The organism is Streptomyces sp. NPDC085481 (assembly GCF_044541845.1).
Classification (GTDB): Bacteria; Actinomycetota; Actinomycetes; order Streptomycetales; family Streptomycetaceae; genus Streptomyces.
Genome location: NZ_JBITTJ010000009.1, coordinates 1 through 17,345, shown reverse-complemented (window position 1 = coordinate 17,345; position 17,345 = coordinate 1). Strand labels below are relative to the sequence as shown.

15 protein-coding genes, 1 rRNA gene and 1 riboswitch are annotated in these 17,345 nt (G+C 70.4%); of the genes, 3 read left to right on the top strand and 13 right to left on the bottom strand.

The genetic code is table 11. From position 1 onward, the window contains the following. Positions 1 to 11 precede the first annotated feature (11 nt). Positions 12 to 1,520 carry a glutamate--cysteine ligase gene (locus tag ACIGEZ_RS19905; RefSeq protein WP_399832774.1) on the bottom strand — a complete coding sequence of 503 codons (1,509 nt, stop codon included), beginning with the start codon at positions 1,518 to 1,520 and terminating at the stop codon, positions 12 to 14. Between the two features lie 482 nt (positions 1,521 to 2,002). Here ACIGEZ_RS19905 and ACIGEZ_RS19900 point away from each other — a divergent pair, with 482 nt between their 5' ends. Then, a complete protein-coding gene (locus ACIGEZ_RS19900) occupies positions 2,003 to 2,614 on the top strand; it encodes a hypothetical protein (protein WP_399832772.1) in 612 nt (203 codons plus the stop codon). Positions 2,615 to 2,918: 304 nt separating this feature from the next. Beyond that, the gene (locus ACIGEZ_RS19895; protein WP_399832770.1) at positions 2,919 to 3,125 is read left to right on the top strand and encodes a DUF5999 family protein; all 207 of its coding nucleotides are present in this window, start codon (positions 2,919 to 2,921) and stop codon (positions 3,123 to 3,125) included. An 89-nt stretch (positions 3,126 to 3,214) separates the two neighbouring features. Here ACIGEZ_RS19895 and gcvP read toward each other — a convergent pair whose 3' ends face one another. Next, the gene (gene gcvP, locus ACIGEZ_RS19890) at positions 3,215 to 6,100 is read right to left on the bottom strand and encodes an aminomethyl-transferring glycine dehydrogenase (protein WP_399832768.1); all 2,886 of its coding nucleotides are present in this window, start codon (positions 6,098 to 6,100) and stop codon (positions 3,215 to 3,217) included. A 179-nt stretch (positions 6,101 to 6,279) separates the two neighbouring features. After that, positions 6,280 to 6,378: riboswitch (glycine riboswitch) on the bottom strand. 114 nt (positions 6,379 to 6,492) lie between these two features. Here gcvP and ACIGEZ_RS19885 point away from each other — a divergent pair. Continuing rightward, positions 6,493 to 6,867 (top strand): PRC-barrel domain-containing protein, encoded by a 375-nt coding sequence (locus ACIGEZ_RS19885; RefSeq protein WP_399832766.1) that lies wholly within the window; start codon positions 6,493 to 6,495, stop codon positions 6,865 to 6,867. A 38-nt stretch (positions 6,868 to 6,905) separates the two neighbouring features. Here the strand turns inward: ACIGEZ_RS19885 and ACIGEZ_RS19880 are convergent, their stop codons facing one another. The 11 genes from ACIGEZ_RS19880 to rrf form a co-directional block, all read right to left on the bottom strand. After that, positions 6,906 to 8,300, bottom strand: coding sequence for a DNA polymerase IV (locus tag ACIGEZ_RS19880; protein ID WP_399832764.1), 1,395 nt, complete (start codon positions 8,298 to 8,300; stop codon positions 6,906 to 6,908). An 81-nt stretch (positions 8,301 to 8,381) separates the two neighbouring features. Beyond that, the gene (locus ACIGEZ_RS19875) at positions 8,382 to 9,005 is read right to left on the bottom strand and encodes a MerR family transcriptional regulator (RefSeq protein WP_399832762.1); all 624 of its coding nucleotides are present in this window, start codon (positions 9,003 to 9,005) and stop codon (positions 8,382 to 8,384) included. Between the two features lie 240 nt (positions 9,006 to 9,245). Continuing rightward, the gene (locus tag ACIGEZ_RS19870; RefSeq protein ID WP_265866874.1) at positions 9,246 to 9,719 is read right to left on the bottom strand and encodes a bifunctional nuclease family protein; all 474 of its coding nucleotides are present in this window, start codon (positions 9,717 to 9,719) and stop codon (positions 9,246 to 9,248) included. A 53-nt stretch (positions 9,720 to 9,772) separates the two neighbouring features. Then, positions 9,773 to 10,516: a MerR family transcriptional regulator gene (locus tag ACIGEZ_RS19865; RefSeq protein WP_399832760.1), complete on the bottom strand. Its 744-nt coding sequence runs from the start codon at positions 10,514 to 10,516 to the stop codon at positions 9,773 to 9,775. A gap of 28 nt (positions 10,517 to 10,544) precedes the next feature. Continuing rightward, positions 10,545 to 11,507, bottom strand: a complete 963-nt coding sequence (locus ACIGEZ_RS19860; RefSeq protein WP_399832758.1) for an FHA domain-containing protein — start codon at positions 11,505 to 11,507, stop codon at positions 10,545 to 10,547. A 60-nt stretch (positions 11,508 to 11,567) separates the two neighbouring features. After that, positions 11,568 to 12,518 carry a DUF881 domain-containing protein gene (locus ACIGEZ_RS19855; protein ID WP_399832756.1) on the bottom strand — a complete coding sequence of 317 codons (951 nt, stop codon included), beginning with the start codon at positions 12,516 to 12,518 and terminating at the stop codon, positions 11,568 to 11,570. Between the two features lie 5 nt (positions 12,519 to 12,523). Next, positions 12,524 to 12,856, bottom strand: coding sequence for a small basic family protein (locus tag ACIGEZ_RS19850; RefSeq protein WP_015032176.1), 333 nt, complete (start codon positions 12,854 to 12,856; stop codon positions 12,524 to 12,526). After that, positions 12,853 to 13,782 (bottom strand): DUF881 domain-containing protein, encoded by a 930-nt coding sequence (locus tag ACIGEZ_RS19845; RefSeq protein ID WP_399832754.1) that lies wholly within the window; start codon positions 13,780 to 13,782, stop codon positions 12,853 to 12,855. Before ACIGEZ_RS19845 ends, ACIGEZ_RS19850 begins: the two co-directional genes overlap by 4 nt. A 111-nt stretch (positions 13,783 to 13,893) precedes the next feature. Further along, positions 13,894 to 16,389, bottom strand: a complete 2,496-nt coding sequence (locus ACIGEZ_RS19840) for a sugar phosphate nucleotidyltransferase (protein WP_399832752.1) — start codon at positions 16,387 to 16,389, stop codon at positions 13,894 to 13,896. A gap of 116 nt (positions 16,390 to 16,505) precedes the next feature. Further along, positions 16,506 to 17,114, bottom strand: a complete 609-nt coding sequence (locus ACIGEZ_RS19835; protein ID WP_399832750.1) for a CDP-alcohol phosphatidyltransferase family protein — start codon at positions 17,112 to 17,114, stop codon at positions 16,506 to 16,508. Between the two features lie 139 nt (positions 17,115 to 17,253). After that, positions 17,254 to 17,345, bottom strand: a 5S ribosomal RNA gene (rrf, locus tag ACIGEZ_RS19830); the annotation flags it as partial.

Here is a 17,345-nt window from a genome sequence, read left to right as displayed (position 1 = left end):
GGGAACCCTACCTACGCCCCGCCGCGGACCCCCACCGGCCACGTGTGCACCGGCTCCCCGGTGTGCATCAGCTCCCGGTAGCGGCGGGTGGTCGCCGCGAGGGCCGCGTGCCGGTCGAGACCGGAGTCCAGGGCCTGGTGGAAGGTGTCGGCCTGCCAGGAGGCCCCGTTCACCCGCCGCCGGCAGCGCTCCTCGATCACGCCCAGGTAGAAGTCGCGGTCCCGGGGCTCCACGTGCCAGGCGTCGAGACCGGCCGCGGCCAGCGGCAGCAGCTCGTCGAGGACGAGCCGGACCGCCGGCACGGTCGCGACGCCGCCCGAGCGGCCCGCCCGGGGCCAGCGCAGCTCCGCGTCGATGCCGTGGCGGCACGCGGTGTCGAAGTTGTGGTCGGCGTCCTCGAAGGCCATCCGCTTCCAGATCGGCCGCGACTCGTCGGCGAGCGCCCGTACGAGCCCGTAGTAGAAGGCCGCGTTGGCGAGGACGTCGGTGACGGTGGGCCCGGCCGGCAGCACCCGGTTCTCGACCCTGAGGTGCGGGACGCCGTCGACCCAGCCGTACACCGGCCGGTTCCACCGGTAGACGGTGCCGTTGTGCAGCACCAGCTCGTGCAGCCGGGGCACCCCGCCCTCGTCCAGGACGCGCAGCGGGTCCTCGTCGTCGCACAGCGGCAGGAGGGCCGGGAAGTAGCGCAGGTTCTCCTCGAAGAGGTCGTACACGGAGTCCACCCAGCGCTCCCCGAACCAGGTGCGGGGCCGGACCCCCTGCGCCTGGAGCTCCGGCGGCCGGGTGTCGGTGGCCTGCGTGAACAGCGGCGGCCGGGACTCGCGCCACAGCTCCCGGCCGAAGAGGAAGGGCGCGTTGGCGCCGACGGCTATCTGCACGCCGGCGATCGCCTGCGCCGCGTTCCACACCGCGGCGAACCGGGGCGGGGTGACCTGCAGGTGCAGCTGCACCGACGTACAGGCCGCCTCGGGCACGATCGACGCCGAGGTGCAGAGCAGCCGCTCCACGCCGTGGATGTCGAGCGTGAAGTCCTCCCCGCGGGCGACGAGGATCTGGTCGTTGAGCAGCGTGTAGCGCTCGGCGGCCGAGAGGTTGGCGAACACCGCGTCGTCCTGGGTGAGGGTCGGCAGTATTCCGATCATCACCACGCCCGCGCCGAGTTTCGCGGCCTGCCGGTCGGCATATCCGAGGCCGGTCCTGAGTTCCTCCGCGAGCCGGTCGAAAACATGGCCGCCGAGCCGGTGCGGGGCGATGTTCACTTCCAGGTTGAACAATCCGAGTTCGGTCTGGAAATCGGGGCTCGCGATCCGGTCGAGCACCGGTGCGTTCAGCATCCTGGGCAGGCCGTCCTCGCCCGCGAGATTGAGTTCGATCTCCAGCCCGATGAGATTGCGCGGCCGGTCGAACCGCTTCTCCGCGAGCAGCCGCGCGAGTCCCGCCAGGCACTGCTGGAGTTTCCTGCGGTAGCGCTGTCGATCGGACAGCCCGAAGCTGTCCGTCACGACCTTCTCCCCCATCGAAGCGTCCCTCCCCGAGTGGGCAGCCGCCACGACGGCCGCGAGCGTCACGGACGATGATGCCCACCCGACTGATCCATAACGCCTGCGGGACGTACGCGTTGACGGATAGTCTGGAGCGGGTTCTCCATGGGCAGTCTCCGAGCGCATCGGGCAATGGACATATACCAAAGTCATATTGTCCCGAGACCGGAGGTCGAGATTCGGCCGACCGGCTCGCCGGAGAAAGCGCAGGCAGGCGCTCCGCCGGACGCGAACATTCCACTGAATCACCCGAGAAATAAGACCGAATGACGCCTTGTCAGGAATATCGGCGCCGTCTAGCGGAAACACTGTGTGAACACGCGTCGTATAAACTCCGCGGACGAGGCAGAGTGTTGGCGCCCGGCCATGGCCTCATGGCCCCCCTCTGGCCCCGCCGCCGACAGCGCCGTCGTACCTGCCCAGCATCACCGTGTCTCCTGAGTGAGAGGCGACCCACCATGCTCCGACCCTCCCCGGCCCCCGCGCCGGCTCTCCGCAGTGTCCTCGCGGCCCTCGGCTCGCCCACCGCGGTCCGCGAAGCCCGAACCCCGGCACTGCGGGCCGCCCAAGGACCGCTGAGCCCCGAACTCCCCCTGCCCGTGCACGTACTCGGCGTCTCGGGCGCCACCCCCGGGACCGTCCTGACGACGGGGCAACCGCCCCGCACCCGGCTCGCCGGGTGGCGCTTCCTGATCAGGAACGGGGACCGGGCGATCGCCGCCGCGGACACCATGCTCACCCCCGACGGCTGGTCCTTCTCGCACTTCTTCGAGGGTCCCTACATCGCGGCCACCGAACGGGCCCTGATCCAGGCCGAGGCCCTGGTCACCCCGTACCAGCCGCGCCTGCTGTCCGTACCGGAGCTGTACATGCTCACCCTGTGGCTGGACGCCGACACCGAGGCCGACGGGGCCACCGCCGCGCCCGGACCGGCCGATCTCCTCGTACCGCTGGCCCCGGCCCCGCCCGGTATCGCCGCCGACCACCCGTACCAGGTCGCCGATCTCCTGCCCGTGCTCAGCCTGCGTCTCGCGCCGCCGCCCCTGCTGGGCTCCGCGGCGCCCGCCTGATCCACCGCACGAGCACCCTGCGCCCCGCGGCCCGACGGCCCCGGGGCGCACTGCTGTCCGAGCACCGTCCCGTTCGGACTAGCCCGCTGGGACCACCCCGAACCCCCCGAAGAGACCGTGCAGTTGACCTGAACCGCCCCTGCGGGTGATGCGTCTTCCCGGGAGAGGACGAGCTGCCGCGAAATACCTGCGGAACGCCGTCCGTGGGGCAACACTGGACCGGAACCGAACCGACCGACGGGGGCGGCCAATGAAGACGAAGAGCCGCAGGACATCCACCACGACCCAGCGAAAGAACCCACCCATGTGCCAGCACCAGCCTGCCTGTCCCCACGCCGACTCCCCTGACCGGGAGGCGGCCCGACTCGTGGCGCACCATCCGGAGCAGGGCTGGAGCCTGTTGTGCAACGGCGTCCTGCTCTTCGAGGACACCGGTGAGCTGCTGCCGGACGGGCAGATCATCGCCCCGCACCGCCCGTTGACGGCGGCCCGGGTGATCACGGCTGCCTGACCGGATCCGTACGAGGGAAAAGCCCGAGGGCCGGCCCGGAGAAAGCTTCCGGACCGGCCCTCGAACCGTGCTCAGGACCGCACTCGGGCTCAGTGCTCGTACTCGTCCAGCGGCGGGCAGGAGCAGACCAGGTTGCGGTCGCCGAAGGCGCCGTCGATCCGGCGGACCGGCGGCCAGTACTTGTCGGCTGCCGAGACGCCGGCCGGGAAGACCGCCTCGTCACGGCTGTACGGGTGGTCCCACTCGCCGCCGAGCGCGGCCGCGGTGTGCGGGGCGTTGCGCAGCGGGTTGTCCTCGGCCGGCCACTCGCCCGAGGCGACCTTCTCGATCTCGGCCCGGATCGCGATCATCGTGTCGCAGAAGCGGTCGAGCTCGAACAGGTCCTCGGACTCGGTGGGCTCGATCATCAGCGTGCCGGCCACCGGGAAGGACATGGTCGGCGCGTGGAAGCCGTAGTCGATCAGACGCTTGGCGATGTCGTCGACGCTGACCCCGGTCGCCTTGGACAGCGGGCGCAGGTCCACGATGCACTCGTGGGCGACGAGCCCGGCCGGGCCGGTGTAGAGCACCGGGTAGTGCGGCTCCAGGCGCTTGGCGATGTAGTTCGCCGCGAGGACGGCCACCTGGGTGGCGCGCTTGAGGCCCTCGCCGCCCATCAGGCGCACGTACGACCAGGAGATCGGCAGGATGCCCGCGGAGCCCCACGGGGCGGCCGAGATCGGGCCGACGCCGGTCTCCGGGCCCGCGGTGGGCTGGAGCGGGTGGTTCGGCAGGTACGGCGCGAGGTGCTCGCGCACGCCGACCGGGCCGACGCCGGGGCCGCCGCCGCCGTGCGGGATGCAGAAGGTCTTGTGCAGGTTCAGGTGCGAGACGTCGCCGCCGAAGTGACCCGGCTTGGCGAGACCGACCAGCGCGTTGAGGTTGGCGCCGTCGACGTACACCTGACCGCCGGCCTCGTGCACCAGGCCGCAGATCTCGGAGACGTGCTCCTCGAACACACCGTGCGTGGACGGGTAGGTGATCATCAGCACGGACAGCTCGTCGCGGTACTGCTCGATCTTGGCGCGCAGGTCAGCGACGTCGACCTCGCCGTCGTCGGCGGTCCTGACGACCACGACCTTCATGCCGGCCATCACCGCGGAGGCGGCGTTGGTGCCGTGCGCGGAGGACGGGATGAGACAGACGGTGCGCTGCTCGTCGCCGTTGGCGCGGTGGTACGCGCGAACGGCCAGCAGACCGGCCAGCTCGCCCTGCGAACCGGCGTTCGGCTGGATCGACACCTTGTCGTAGCCGGTGACCTCGGCCAGGCGCTCCTCCAGCTCGGTGATGAGCGTGAGGTAGCCCTGCGCCTGCTCGACCGGGGCGAACGGGTGGATCTGGCCGAACTCCGGCCAGGTCACCGGCTCCATCTCGGTGGTCGCGTTCAGCTTCATGGTGCAGGAGCCGAGCGGGATCATGCCGCGGTCGAGCGCGTAGTCGCGGTCGGCGAGCCGGCGCAGGTAGCGCAGCATCGAGGTCTCGGAGCGGTGCGCGTGGAAGACCGGGTGGGTCAGGTACGCGTCGGTACGCAGCAGACCGGCGGGCAGGGTGTCCTCGACGGCGGCGTCCAGGGCCTCGATGTCACCGTCGACGCCGAAGGCGGACCAGACGGCGGCGAGCTGGGCGCGGGTGGTGGTCTCGTCACAGGAGATCGACACCAGGTCCGCGGAGGCGCGGTACAGGTTGACCCCGGCCTCGCGGGCGGCGGCGACGACCTCGTCGGCCTTGCCGGGAACGCGAGCGGTGAGCGTGTCGAAGAAGTCCCCCTGGACGAGCTCGACGCCCCCGCCGGTCAGACCGGCCGCGAGGATCCCGGCGTACCGGTGCGTCCGCTGAGCGATCTGCTTCAGACCGTCCGGGCCGTGGTAGACGGCGTACATGCCGGCCATGACGGCGAGGAGCACCTGGGCGGTGCAGATGTTGCTGGTGGCCTTCTCGCGGCGGATGTGCTGCTCGCGGGTCTGCAGCGCCAGGCGGTAGGCCTTGTTGCCGTCGGCGTCGACGGAGACGCCGACGAGGCGGCCGGGCAGCGAGCGGGCGTGCTTGTCCTGGACGGCCATGTAGCCGGCGTGCGGGCCGCCGAAGCCCATGGGCACGCCGAACCGCTGCGTGGTCCCGACCGCGATGTCGGCACCGAGCGAACCGGGCGAGGCCAGCAGGGTGAGGGCCAGCAGGTCGGCGGCGACGGTGACGATGGCACCGAGCCCGTGGGCCTGCTCGATGACGGCCTTGATGTCACGCACGGCCCCGGAGGCGCCCGGGTACTGGAGCAGCACACCGAAGACACCGCGCTCGGCGATCTCGGCCGGGATCCCGTCCCGGAGATCGGCGACGACGACCTCGACACCGGTCGGCTCGGCGCGGGTCTCGATGACGGCGATGGTCTGCGGCAGGGCGTCGGCGTCGATGAGGAAGACGCCGTCCTTGACCTTGCCGACGCGGCGCGAGAGCGCCATGGCCTCGGCGGCGGCGGTGCCCTCGTCGAGCAGCGAGGCGCCGGAGGTGGGCAGACCGGTGAGGTCGGCGACCATGGTCTGGAAGTTGAGCAGCGCTTCCAGGCGGCCCTGCGAGATCTCCGGCTGGTACGGCGTGTACGCCGTGTACCAAGCGGGGTTCTCCATCACGTTCCGGAGGATCACCGGCGGAGTGAAGGTGCCGTAGTACCCGAGCCCGATCATCGGGGCGAGGACCTGGTTGCGGTCGGCGAGACCGCGCAGCTCGGCCAGCACCTCGGCCTCGGTGCGGGCGGCCGGCAGGCCGAGCGCCTCGGCGCTCTTGATGACGTCCGGCACGGCCGCGGCCGTGAGCTCGTCGAGGGAGCCGTAACCGACCTGGGCGAGCATCTTCGCCCGCGCCTCGGCGTCGGGCCCGATGTGCCGCTGCTCGAAGGGAATCCCCTGCTCGAGCTCGGAGAGCGGAATGCGGTTGGCGGTCATGTACGGGGGCCTCCTGGTCGTCACGACCTGCGAGGGGCACCTCGGCGCGGGTGCCCGGACGGCCTCCCCCTCTGTCATCTCAACCTGAGAGCTTCACCGGCCATGCCTCGCGGGCCGGCCGGCTTTCACCGTCGGTGAGAGCGGATGCCGTCGACGCCCGCCCTGCTTTCCAGAGTGACCTCGTCCGCGCGGTACAGGGGCCTGAGAGATTCCGGGGAGGATTTGCTCCTTCGGCGCCTCCGAAAGGTTTCTCCGGAGGACTCTCCCGCGCGGGGTCGACAGCCACAGCCAGCCTACCAGCGCGCTTGCCACTCCCATCGCTCAAGTGGCCGACATCCCAGATGTGCACTTTCGTAGTGCTTGTAGAGCAGTTGCGACCAGTTGGAGGGACCGTGCAGACCGATATCGATCCGCGCAGCCTGATCGGCCGCAAGGCCTTCGACCGGAACGGGCACAAGATCGGCACCGTGGACGAGGTGTACCTGGACGACGCGACGGGTGTCCCCGAATGGGCGGCGGTCCGCACGGGCCTGTTCAGCCGGGACGCGTTCGTCCCGCTGGAGCCGAGCGAGCTGGTGGCCGACGGCCTCCACATCCCCTACGAGCGCGCCCTCATCAAGGACGCCCCCGACTTCGGCGTGGGCCGCCACCTCTCCCCCGAACAGGAACTCCAGCTCTACCGCCACTACAGCCTCGCCCTCCCGCCCCCGCCCCCCGACACCTCGCCCCGCGACTTCGGCCGCCTGGCAGGCCAGGAGGAGCCGTGACAAGGCCTTGGGGGGCGGGGCGTCCCGCCCTGCCGGCCTCAGGCCGGCCAGGCCGCCGCGCCCGTCGCCCCGCCGGGTACCAGCGGCAAGGGGTCCGAGGGCTCGAGCTCCGGGTCGTCGACCGGGAAGGTGCGGACCCGCCCCGGCGCTGAGCCGGGTTCCTCGAAGCGGACGGTGACCCGCCCGACCCCACTGCCCTGCACCCACCCGGGCCCGTACACCGCGTGCCGTACGTCGTGCCCGGCCGCCCACCGCCGCTCGGTGGCCTCCGGCACGACGGGTACGGCCGGCACAGCGGCGGCGAGCTCCTCAGCGCCCGCCACACCCTCCCCCGCCCCGGAGCCCGCACGCGCTGCGCCGGCCTCCGCCTGCGCGAACAGGTCCTCCTGCGTGTAGTCGGCAAGCCCACTGACCCCGACCCCCAGCAACCGCACCCCACCCGTCGTGTCCACCAGGTCGAGCAGCCGCGCCGCCGCCTCCCGCACCACCACCGGGTCGTCCGTCGGCCCGCGCAGCGTCTCGGAGCGGGTCAGCGTCGAGAAGTCGTACCGCCGCACCTTCAGGACGATGGTCCGCCCCGAGTGCCCCGAGCTCCGCAACCGCGCCACGCACCGCTCGGCGAGCCGCTCCACCTCGAGCCGGATCCGCAGCCGGTCGAGCAGGTCGACGTCGAAGGTGTCCTCCACGGACACCGATTTCGCGTCCCGCTCGGCCACCACGGGCCGGTCGTCGTGCCCGAGCGCCATCCGGTACAGCGAGCCCCCGTGCGCCCGCCCGAGGAGCCGTACGAGCTCGTCCTCGCCCGCCTCCACCACCTCGGCCACCGTCGTGATCCCGGCCCGCCGCAGGTGCTCCCCGGTGGCCGGCCCGATCCCCGGGATGATCCGCACCGAACGCTGCCCGAGCAGCTCCCGCTCCGTACCGGGCTCGATCAGCACGAGACCGTCCGGCTTGGCCTCCTCGGAGGCGATCTTCGCGAGCATCTTCGACCCGGCGAGCCCCACCGAACCGGTGAGCCCGGTCACCGCGAGGATCTCCCGCCGCAACCGCTCCCCCGCCTCCCGCGCCCCCGCGCTGTCGTCCGCCACTCCCCCGGCCTCCAGGTCGACGAAGGCCTCGTCGAGGCTGAGCGGCTCCACGAGCGGCGAGAGCCGGCCGAGCAGCTCCATGACCTGCCCGCTGATCGCCCGGTAGAACGCGAAGCGAGGCACCAGATACGCGGCGTTCGGCGCGAGCCGGCGCGCCTGCGCCATCGGCATCGCCGAGTGGACCCCGAACCGCCGCGCCTCGTACGACGCGGTCGCGACGACGCCACGCGGGCCGAGCCCGCCCACGACCACCGGCTTTCCGCGCAGGCTGGGCTTCGACGCCTGCTCCGCGGCGGCGAAGAAGGCGTCCATGTCGAGATGCAGGATCGTGGGCGCGGCTCTCACAGATCCGATGCTGCCCTACGCCACTGACAACGCACCCGCACACACGTACGAGCCATCCGACGGATCACCCCGGAACCCGGCTCAGACCGCCCGGTCCCGCCTCCGCCGCGCCAGCTCGTCCGCCGGGTTGTGCCCCACGAGCGTCTCACCCGTGTCGATGCGCTCCCCGTGCAACTGCGACAGCGCCGCCTCGACGTCCCGCCACACCACGCCGACCGCGATCCCGAAGACGCCCTGCCCGCCCTGGAGCAGGTCCACGACCTCGTCCGGAGAGGAGCACTCATACACGGTCGCGCCGTCGCTCATGAGCGTCATGCGCTCCAGGTCGCGAAAGCCGCGGGCCCGCAGGTGCTGCACGGCGGCCCGGATGTTCTGGAGGGCGACCCCGGTGTCCAGGAAACGCTTGACGATCTTGAGGACCACGACGTCGCGAAAGCTGTAGAGCCGCTGCGTCCCGGAGCCGTACGCGGGCCGTACGCTCGGCTCCACGAGTCCGGTGCGCGCCCAGTAGTCCAGCTGCCGGTAGGTGATGCCGGCGGCGGCGCAGGCCGTGGGGCCCCGGTAGCCGACCGCGTCCGAACCCACGCCCGAACCCGCGCTCACGTCCCCGCCGAAGTCGACCACACCGCCGTGAAGCGGATACGGCCCCTTCTCCCCGGGGGCACGCCCCAGGAAGCCCCCTGCCGTACCGTCGCCGCTGCTCATCACGCCGACCCTCCGTCCTTGACCTGCCCACTCGAAGGTAGGCAGTCACTCGGGGTGCGTCAACGATCGCCACACTCGGCACGCCGAGTGATAATCACCCTGAGAGTGGTTTCCCGTGCCCCTCTCCGGGGAAAGGCTACTCGAATGCCCCGAGGGCACTCCTCGGAAGCGGCCACCGGAGCCTCGGACGCGGCCTCGATCGGCCGGCCGGGCGACCTCCGGATCACCCGGGCCCGCGGCCTACTGGTTGCCCGTCCCGAAGTCCTCCGGCGAGATCTGGTCGAGGAACTCGCGGAACTTCTCCACCTCGTCCTCCTGCTCGTCCGGAATCGCGATCCCCGCGTCGTCGAGCACTCCGTCGCTGCCGTAGATCGGCGTCCCGGTGCGCAGCGCCAGCGCTATCGCGTCGGACGGCCGGGCACTCACCTCGACGCCACTGGCGAAGACCAGCTCCGCATAGAAGACCCCATCACGCAGATCCGTGATGCGGACCTCGGTGAGCTCCTGCCCCACGGCCTCCAGGACGTCCTTGAAGAGGTCGTGCGTCAGGGGCCTGGCGGGGGCCATGCCCTGCTGGGCGAAGGCGATCGCGGTCGCCTCCCCCGGTCCGATCCAGATGGGGAGGTACCGATCGCCTCCCACTTCACGCAGGAGCACGATCGGCTGGTTGGAGGGCATTTCCACCCGGACACCCACAACGTCGAGCTCGTTCACACAGCAACCCTAGGACGTGCCCGACCGGTTTGGGTAGTCGGGCCCTCCCTAGATCACTGCAGACGCAGCCCCAGCGCGGTCTGGACCAGTGCCGCATGGAGCCGTACGGAGAGCCCGGCGAGCTCCTTGGCGGTCGCCTCGGCATGCGCCCTGGTCTGCGGATTACGGTGCCGGCGCAGCGGCGCCACCATCTGCTCGACCAGCCCCGCCTCCCGGTCCGCGGCGGCCTTGACGGCCCGCAGGTGCCGGGGTTCCAGACCGAATCTCCCCAGATCCGCCACCAGTTTGGCCACCGTGACGGTCTCGGCGTCGTACCCGCCGCCCTCCACCGGGGCGATCAGACCGTACGACTCCCACTCGGCCAACTGGGCCTCGCTCACCTCCGCGGCGGCGAGCAGCTCCGCCCGCCCGATCCGCGCGGCGGTCGGCCGCTCGCCCTCCGCCTCCCAGGCCCCGTCGAGCAGGTCCCGCTGCGGGCTGGGCGAGGGCAGCCTGATCTGCTCGCCCCGGGCGAGGGCGTCCAGGTGCTCCCTGATGACCTTGAGCGGGAGGTAGTGGTCCCGCTGCATCCGCAGGATCTGGGCGAGCCGCTCCACGTCCTGCGGGCTGAACTTCCGGTACCCGGAGGCCGTCCGCTGGGGCTCGACGAGCCCCTCGGCCTCCAGGAACCGGATCTTGGAGATGGTCACTTCGGGAAACTCGTCACGCAGCTGACTCAGCACCGTCCCGATGCTGACCAGCCGTTCGCCCGCGGTGGCGGTGCCGAGGCCGGCACCGCCCGTCGGTGTTCGCAGCATGGACCTTCCCTGAAGGTTCTCCGGAGCGTCACACGCCCCGCTGGCTCGCGAAGAACACGAGCCGGTACTTGCCGATCTGCACCTCGTCACCGTTGGACAGCACGACCGAGTCGATCGGCTCCCGGTTGACGTACGTGCCGTTGAGGCTGCCGACGTCCGACACCGTGAAGGTGCCGTCCTGCTGCCGCCGGAACTCCACGTGACGGCGCGAGACGGTCACGTCGTCCAGGAAGATGTCGCTCTGCGGGTGACGGCCGGCCGTGGTCAGGTCGCCGTCCAGGAGGAAGCGGCTGCCGGAGTTCGGGCCGCGGCGCACGATGAGCAGCGCGGAACCGAGCGGCAGGGCCTCCACGGCCGCGAGCGCCTCGGGCGACAGCGACGGGAGCGCGGTCTGGCCGGTGACCTCGGCGTCATAGGCCTCGAGCCCGGAGATGGAGATCGTCGAGGTGGTCTCGGAGGGACGCTCCGGAGCCACCCCGCCGCGCAGCGGCGCACCGCAGTGCGAGCAGAAGCGGCTGTCCGCGGTATTGCGGTGACCGCACCTCGTACACACCGGCATGGACGCGTCCTCCTGCCGCGGCTGGCCCGCGGAAGTCTGGGTCGCGTACGGGTCAGGCGTGAACCCTCCACCCGTACCTGAGGTTGATGGTTCTCCGAAACCTATGCGCGCGGCACCGGCAGGGTCAACAGAAGACGCGCCCTGAGTGCCCGGAATGTCACCGCCCTGCCCACCGACCTCATCGCGGAAGAGCGGGCGCTCGGCACCCTGTTCCTCGCTCTGGGCGTGGCGCGGCGCGCGGTGCTTGGCGTTGCCGCCGTCCTCGCGTGCGCTCTTGCCGAACAACTTCGCAAACAACTTCACGGGCGATTCCCCTTGACCGAAACAGACCCGCCCGTGGGGCAGGACGAACCCTGACTGAACACACCTGCCGACCCGGACATCTTCACAACGTCCGTAGCCACTCGACAGTTTCCACCACGCACCACCCATGTGGTGCGGCGACCCCCCGCAACGTCATGTCCTTGCTGCGTGACCGTCATCGCCCCCGCCTCACTGCGACGACGACTGAGCGTAGTCAGGCCGCTTCGCAGGTCGCAAGGCGTCGACGACGATCTTCGTTGAACGCTGCACCGTGGCCGTGGCCTGCTCCTTCTCCAGTGTCTGAACGACGCCGCCGGGGATGTTGAGCGCGGGCTCGAGATCCTCCGGCTTGCCGATGACCTTGAAGACGTACGGAGCGGTGACCTTCGTTCCATCGATCTGCATGTCACCGCCGCTACCCGAGAAGTAGCTGTCCGCAACCACCCGCACGTCGTTGACCTGGATCGCCTCGGCGCCCGCGGCCCGCAGCTCCTGGATGGCGTCGAGCAGCATGTCCGACTCGATCGCACCGGCGGAGTCGGTGATCGTCAGCGTGATGCCGGGCCCCTCGGCGGCGACCGTGCCGGCCAGGATGCCGAGCTGCTGCTCCTTCTCCTGGGTCTGCTTGCGGGCCTCCTCGGCCTGGTCCGAGCTGGACTCCAGCTCCGAGCGCTGGCTCTCCAGCCGGGTCTTCTCGTCCTCCAGGCGCTGGGTACGGTCGTCGAGCTCGTCGAGGATCCGCACCAGGTCCTCCTGGCGGGCGCCGCGCAGCGCGCTGTTGTCGCTGGTGGACCGCACCTGGATGGCGAGCCCGAGACCGAGCACGAACAGCAGCAGGGCGACGATGAGTTGGGCCCGGCTCACCCGCGGCGGCCACAGACTGGCGGCAAGCCGCTGCCTGCCGCTGACCACCGGCGCGACGGGGGCCGCAGGCGACGCGGGCGTCTCGTCCCGCACGCCGTCGCCCGTCACGACCTCGTCCTGCGCGCGCTCGGCGCCGTCGGCACGGTTGCCGGCATCGCCGCCATCGCGGCGGTCGCCGCCGTTGACGCCCTCGCCGCTGACGCCCTCGGTGCCGCTGACGCCCTCGGATCCCTCGGCGCCCTCGCCCGGAAGCGGATTCCTGTCGTTCTCGCTCATCGGCCTCACGCCCGGAACACGTGCCGCCGGATGGCGGCCGCGTTGGAGAAGATCCGGATACCGAGCACGACGACCACACCGGTCGACAGCTGCGCACCGACACCGAGCTTGTCGCCCAGGAAGACGATCAGCGCGGCCACCACCACGTTCGACAGGAACGACACCACGAAGACCTTGTCGACGAAGATCCCGTCGAGCATGGCTCGCAGCCCGCCGAAGACCGCGTCCAGGGCGGCGACCACGGCGATCGGAAGATAGGGCTCGACCACCGCCGGAACCTCGGGCCGGACCAACAGTCCGACCACGACTCCCACGATCAGGCCCAGTACGGCGATCAAGATGTGCCCTTCCCTGTGTCGGCCGTGGCCCGCCCGGTGGCCTTGGCCGCCCCGGCTCCCCTCGGCTCTGCTGTACGTACGATCAGGCTCGGCGCGGCCGGCAGACGCACGTCGCCCTCGGCCGAGATACTGGTACGGATCCCGAAGTTCTCCTGCAGCGCGTGCAGATACTGCCCGTCGGCGCTGTCCTGGAACGCGGTGCTCAGCCGCTGCCCGTCGCCGACGGCGAGGATCGTGTACGGCGGCACCAGCGGCTTGTTGTCGACCAGTATGGCGTCGCCCGCGGCCCGGATCGCCGACAGCGCGGTCAGCCGCTGCCCGTTGATCGAGACCGCCTCCGCGCCCGACTCCCACAGCCCGTTCACGACCCGCTGCATGTCCCGGTCACGCACCCGCCCCGTGTCCGAGAAACCCGCGCTCTCCCGCGGACCGCCCCCGCCCGAGTCGGCGTCCTTGGCATCGTCCACGACCAGCTTCACGCCCGGACCGTGCACGGCGGTCGCCCCGGACAGCAGCGCCACCAGCTCCGCCTGGTCACCACCGTGCTGCTCCAGCGCCTTGCGCTGACGCTCGCCGACCTCGGCACGGATCCGCTCGACGTCCTGCTCCAGCTTGTCGGCCGCCGACGTCTCCGACTCGATCCGGTCGATCAGGTCCTGCCGCTCCTTGGCGACGACCGGCGCGGACACCCGCGCCTCGGCCGCACCCAGCGTGACCACGGCCGCCGCCAGCACCAGCCCGGCCGCGAGTCCCAGCTTGGCCCGCAGCGTACGGGGGAGCCCGCCGCCCTCCGCCGCGCGACGGGCCGACGCCTCCGCGTACCCGTCGTCCAGGGCGTGGTCGATCACGTTGTTCAGCAGCGACATGGAAGCGTCCGGACGCGGAGGTGGCGTTCCTGTGCTCCGAACGGGGGGCTGCTGCGACATGCCGCACATCGTCGCACGTCGCACGCCCTACCGCCGAATGGCCCCACCGGGGAACCGGGCGGTACCCGAAGGCACCACCCGGCTCCGCGGCCTCGTCCGTCCCTCGACCGCTCAGTGACCTGCGCTGTCGACCACGGCCGACCATTCGTCGAGGAGCGCCTGCGCGGACGTGTCGTCGGGACCCTCCGCCCACAGATGGGTGACCGCCTCCGCCGGGTCCGGCAGCACCATCACCCAGCGCCCGTCGGCCTCCACCACCCGCACGCCGTCGGTGGTGTCCACGGACCGTTCCCCGGCCGCCTCCACCACCCGGCGCATCACCAGACCCTTGACGGCCCACGGCGTCGCGATGTCCCGCTTGAGCACATGGGCGCGCGGAATCCGCGCGTCGATCTGGCTCAGCGTGAGCTGGGTACGCGCCACCAGACCGATCAGCCGGACGAACGCGGCGGCACCGTCGAAGACACTGCTGAACTCCGGCACGATGAACCCGCCCCGGCCGTCACCACCGAAGATCGTCGACTCCTCCCGGCCGACCCTCGTGAGGTCGTCCGGTGAGGTCGTCGTCCATTCGACCTGCGTGCCGTGGTACGCGGCGACCTGCTCGGCGATCCGCGTGGTCGTCACCGGCAGCGCCACCCGCCCGGACCTCCGCTCGGCCGCCACCAGGTCGAGCAGCACCAGCAGCGCCCGGTCGTCCTCGATGATCCGCCCCCGCTCGTCGACGAGCGAGAGCCGCTCACCCACCGGATCGAAGCGCACCCCGAACGCGGCCCGCGCCGACGCCACGATCTCCCCGAGCCGCACGAGACCGGCACGCCGGCTCTCGGCGGACTCGGTCGGCCGCGACTCGTCGAGACCGGGGTTGATCGTCAGCGAGTCCACCTGGAGCCTGCCGAGCAGGCTCGGCAGAACGAGCCCAGCGCTGCCGTTGGACGCGTCGACGACCACCTTCAGGCCCGCCTCGGCGACCCCCGAGGTGTCCACGTTCCGCAGCATCGAGCCCGTGTACGAGTCGAAGACGCTCGCCGGGAACGACAGGTCACCGATCTCACCGGGGAAGGCCCGCCGGTACTCCTGACGTGCGAAGACCCGGTCGAGCTTGCGCTGCCCCGCCTGGGAGAGGTCCGCGCCCCGCTCGTCGAAGAACATGATGTCGACGGAGTCCGGCACACCGGGCGAGGTCCGCACCATGATCCCGCCGGCACTGCCCCGCGCCGTCTGCTGCCGGGCCACGGGCAGCGGCACGTTCTCCAGGTCGCGTACGTCGATGGCGCTGGCCTGCAGCGCCGAGATCACCGCCCGTTTGAGCGCGCGTGCACCCCGGGAGTGGTCGCGCGCGGTGGTGACGGTCGAGCCCTTCTTCAGCGTGGTGGCGTACGCGCCGGCCAGCCGGACCGCCAGCTCGGGCGTGATCTCCACGTTGAGGATGCCGGACACACCCCGTGCGCCGAACAGGTGAGCCTGTCCTCGGGACTCCCAGATGACGGAGGTGTTGACGAACGCGCCGGCCTCGATCGTCTTGAACGGGTAGACCCGCACATTGCCCTGCACGATCGATTCTTCGCCGATCAGGCACTCGTCCCCGATGACGGCCCCGTCCTCGATCCGGGCCGCCCGCATGACATCGGTGTTCTTGCCGATGACACAGCCGCGCAGGTTGCTCTGCTGCCCGATGTAGACGTTGTCGTGGATGACGGCCTTGTGCAGGAAGGCACCGCTCTTGACGACGACGTTGGATCCGATGACGGTGTGCTCGCGGATCTCCGCGCCGGCCTCCACCTTGGCGTAGTCGCCGATGTAGAGCGGCCCGCGCAGTACGGCGTCGGGGTGGACCTCCGCCCCCTCGGCGACCCAGACGCCGGGGGAGATCTCGAAGCCGTCGATGTCGACCTGGACCTTGCCCTCCAGGACGTCGGCCTGCGCCTTGACGTAGCTCTCGTGGGTGCCGACGTCCTCCCAGTAGCCCTCGGCGACATAGCCGTAGATCGGCTTGCCGTCCTTCATCAACCGCGGAAAGACGTCACCCGACCAGTCGACCGAAACGTCGGCCTCGACGTAGTCGAAGACCTCGGGCTCCATGACGTAGATGCCCGTGTTCACGGTGTCCGAGAAGACCTGTCCCCAGGTGGGCTTCTCCAGGAATCGTTCGACCTTTCCCTCTTCGTCGACGATCGTGATGCCGAATTCGAGGGGATTGGGCACGCGGGTCAGACAGACGGTGACGAGAGCACCCTTCGCCTTGTGGAAGGCGATGAGGTCGCTGAGGTCGAAGTCGGTGAGCGCATCCCCTGAGATGACGAGGAAGGCATCGTCCTTCAGCGCCTCCTCGGCGTTCTTCACACTCCCCGCGGTCCCGAGCGGCTTCTCTTCGTTCGCGTACGTGAGCTCCATTCCGAGCTCTTCGCCGTCCCCGAAATAGTTCCGGACGAGGGAAGCGAGAAACTGCACGGTGACGACGGTCTCGTTGAGACCGTGCCTCTTGAGCAGTCGCAGGACATGCTCCATGATCGGCCGGTTGACCACCGGCAGGAGAGGCTTGGGCATGCTCGAGGTCATGGGGCGAAGGCGGGTGCCTTCGCCACCAGCCATCACGACGGCCTTCATGTCGGAAGCGTCCTCCTTGAAGAGACGACGGTCCTGCCGACTTCACCTGTCCGTTCTTAGGCCCACGGGCGTCCTCGATCCTGCCGGCGACGTTGCACGGCACAGGACGGACGGGCTCAATCGGCCGCGGTATCCGCCTTCACGAGTCGACGGACCTGGACCACGTAGAGGATCCCTGCCCACCAATACAGAGTTGTACCCCATCCGGCGAAGGCCCACCCGAAAACTTCAGCGAGTGACGAAAGCCAGCCGGTTCCGTCACTGAGCAGCAGCAGCGGGAACGCGTACATCAGGTTGAAAGTGGCGGCCTTGCCGAGGAAGTTCACCTGCGGCGGCGGATAGCCGTGCCGGCGGAGGATTCCCACGGCCACCAACAGCATGAGCTCACGGGCCAAAAGGACGAGGGTCAGCCAGAGCGGCAGGATCTCCCGCCAGGTGAGTCCCACGAGGGTGGAAAGGATGTACAGCCGGTCGGCGGCCGGATCGAGCAGCCGGCCGAGACTGCTGACCTGATTCCAGCGCCGGGCGAGCTTCCCGTCGAGATAGTCACTGACACCACTGAGCGCCAGGACGAGCAGCGCCCAGCCGTCACTGTTGGGCCCGCCGAACTCGGGTCGGAGGATCAGCCACAGGAAGAGCGGCACGCCGGCAAGGCGGGCCATGCTGAGGATGTTGGGGATGGTGAGCACCCGGTCCGTCTGAACGCGAGTCTCCTGGACCTCCACCCGGGGGCCTCCTGTGGTAACGAGCTGACAATTCCCCATGACCTTACCCTCAGCCACGAGGGCCGGGTGCACAGGGGTGACCCGGAACGCAAAAATGCCTCAACCCCCGGACAAGGTCCGGGGGTTGAGGCTAAAAATTGTTCGGCGGCGTCCTACTCTCCCACAGGGTCCCCCCTGCAGTACCATCGGCGCTGAAAGGCTTAGCTTCCGGGTTCGGAATGTAACCGGGCG

What these genes read in the sequence shown, in the direction of transcription:
- ACIGEZ_RS19905 (WP_399832774.1), bottom strand. Translation starts at nt 1,520, where the DNA reads ATGGGGGAGAAGGTCGTGACGGACAGCTTCGGGCTGTCCGATCGACAG.
- ACIGEZ_RS19900 (WP_399832772.1), top strand. Translation starts at nt 2,003, where the DNA reads ATGCTCCGACCCTCCCCGGCCCCCGCGCCGGCTCTCCGCAGTGTCCTC.
- ACIGEZ_RS19895 (WP_399832770.1), top strand. Translation starts at nt 2,919, where the DNA reads ATGTGCCAGCACCAGCCTGCCTGTCCCCACGCCGACTCCCCTGACCGG.
- gcvP (WP_399832768.1), bottom strand. Translation starts at nt 6,100, where the DNA reads ATGACCGCCAACCGCATTCCGCTCTCCGAGCTCGAGCAGGGGATTCCC.
- ACIGEZ_RS19875 (WP_399832762.1), bottom strand. Translation starts at nt 9,005, where the DNA reads ATGAGCAGCGGCGACGGTACGGCAGGGGGCTTCCTGGGGCGTGCCCCC.
- ACIGEZ_RS19865 (WP_399832760.1), bottom strand. Translation starts at nt 10,516, where the DNA reads ATGCTGCGAACACCGACGGGCGGTGCCGGCCTCGGCACCGCCACCGCG.
- ACIGEZ_RS19860 (WP_399832758.1), bottom strand. Translation starts at nt 11,507, where the DNA reads ATGGGTGGTGCGTGGTGGAAACTGTCGAGTGGCTACGGACGTTGTGAA.
- ACIGEZ_RS19855 (WP_399832756.1), bottom strand. Translation starts at nt 12,518, where the DNA reads ATGAGCGAGAACGACAGGAATCCGCTTCCGGGCGAGGGCGCCGAGGGA.
- ACIGEZ_RS19845 (WP_399832754.1), bottom strand. Translation starts at nt 13,782, where the DNA reads ATGTCGCAGCAGCCCCCCGTTCGGAGCACAGGAACGCCACCTCCGCGT.
- ACIGEZ_RS19840 (WP_399832752.1), bottom strand. Translation starts at nt 16,389, where the DNA reads ATGAAGGCCGTCGTGATGGCTGGTGGCGAAGGCACCCGCCTTCGCCCC.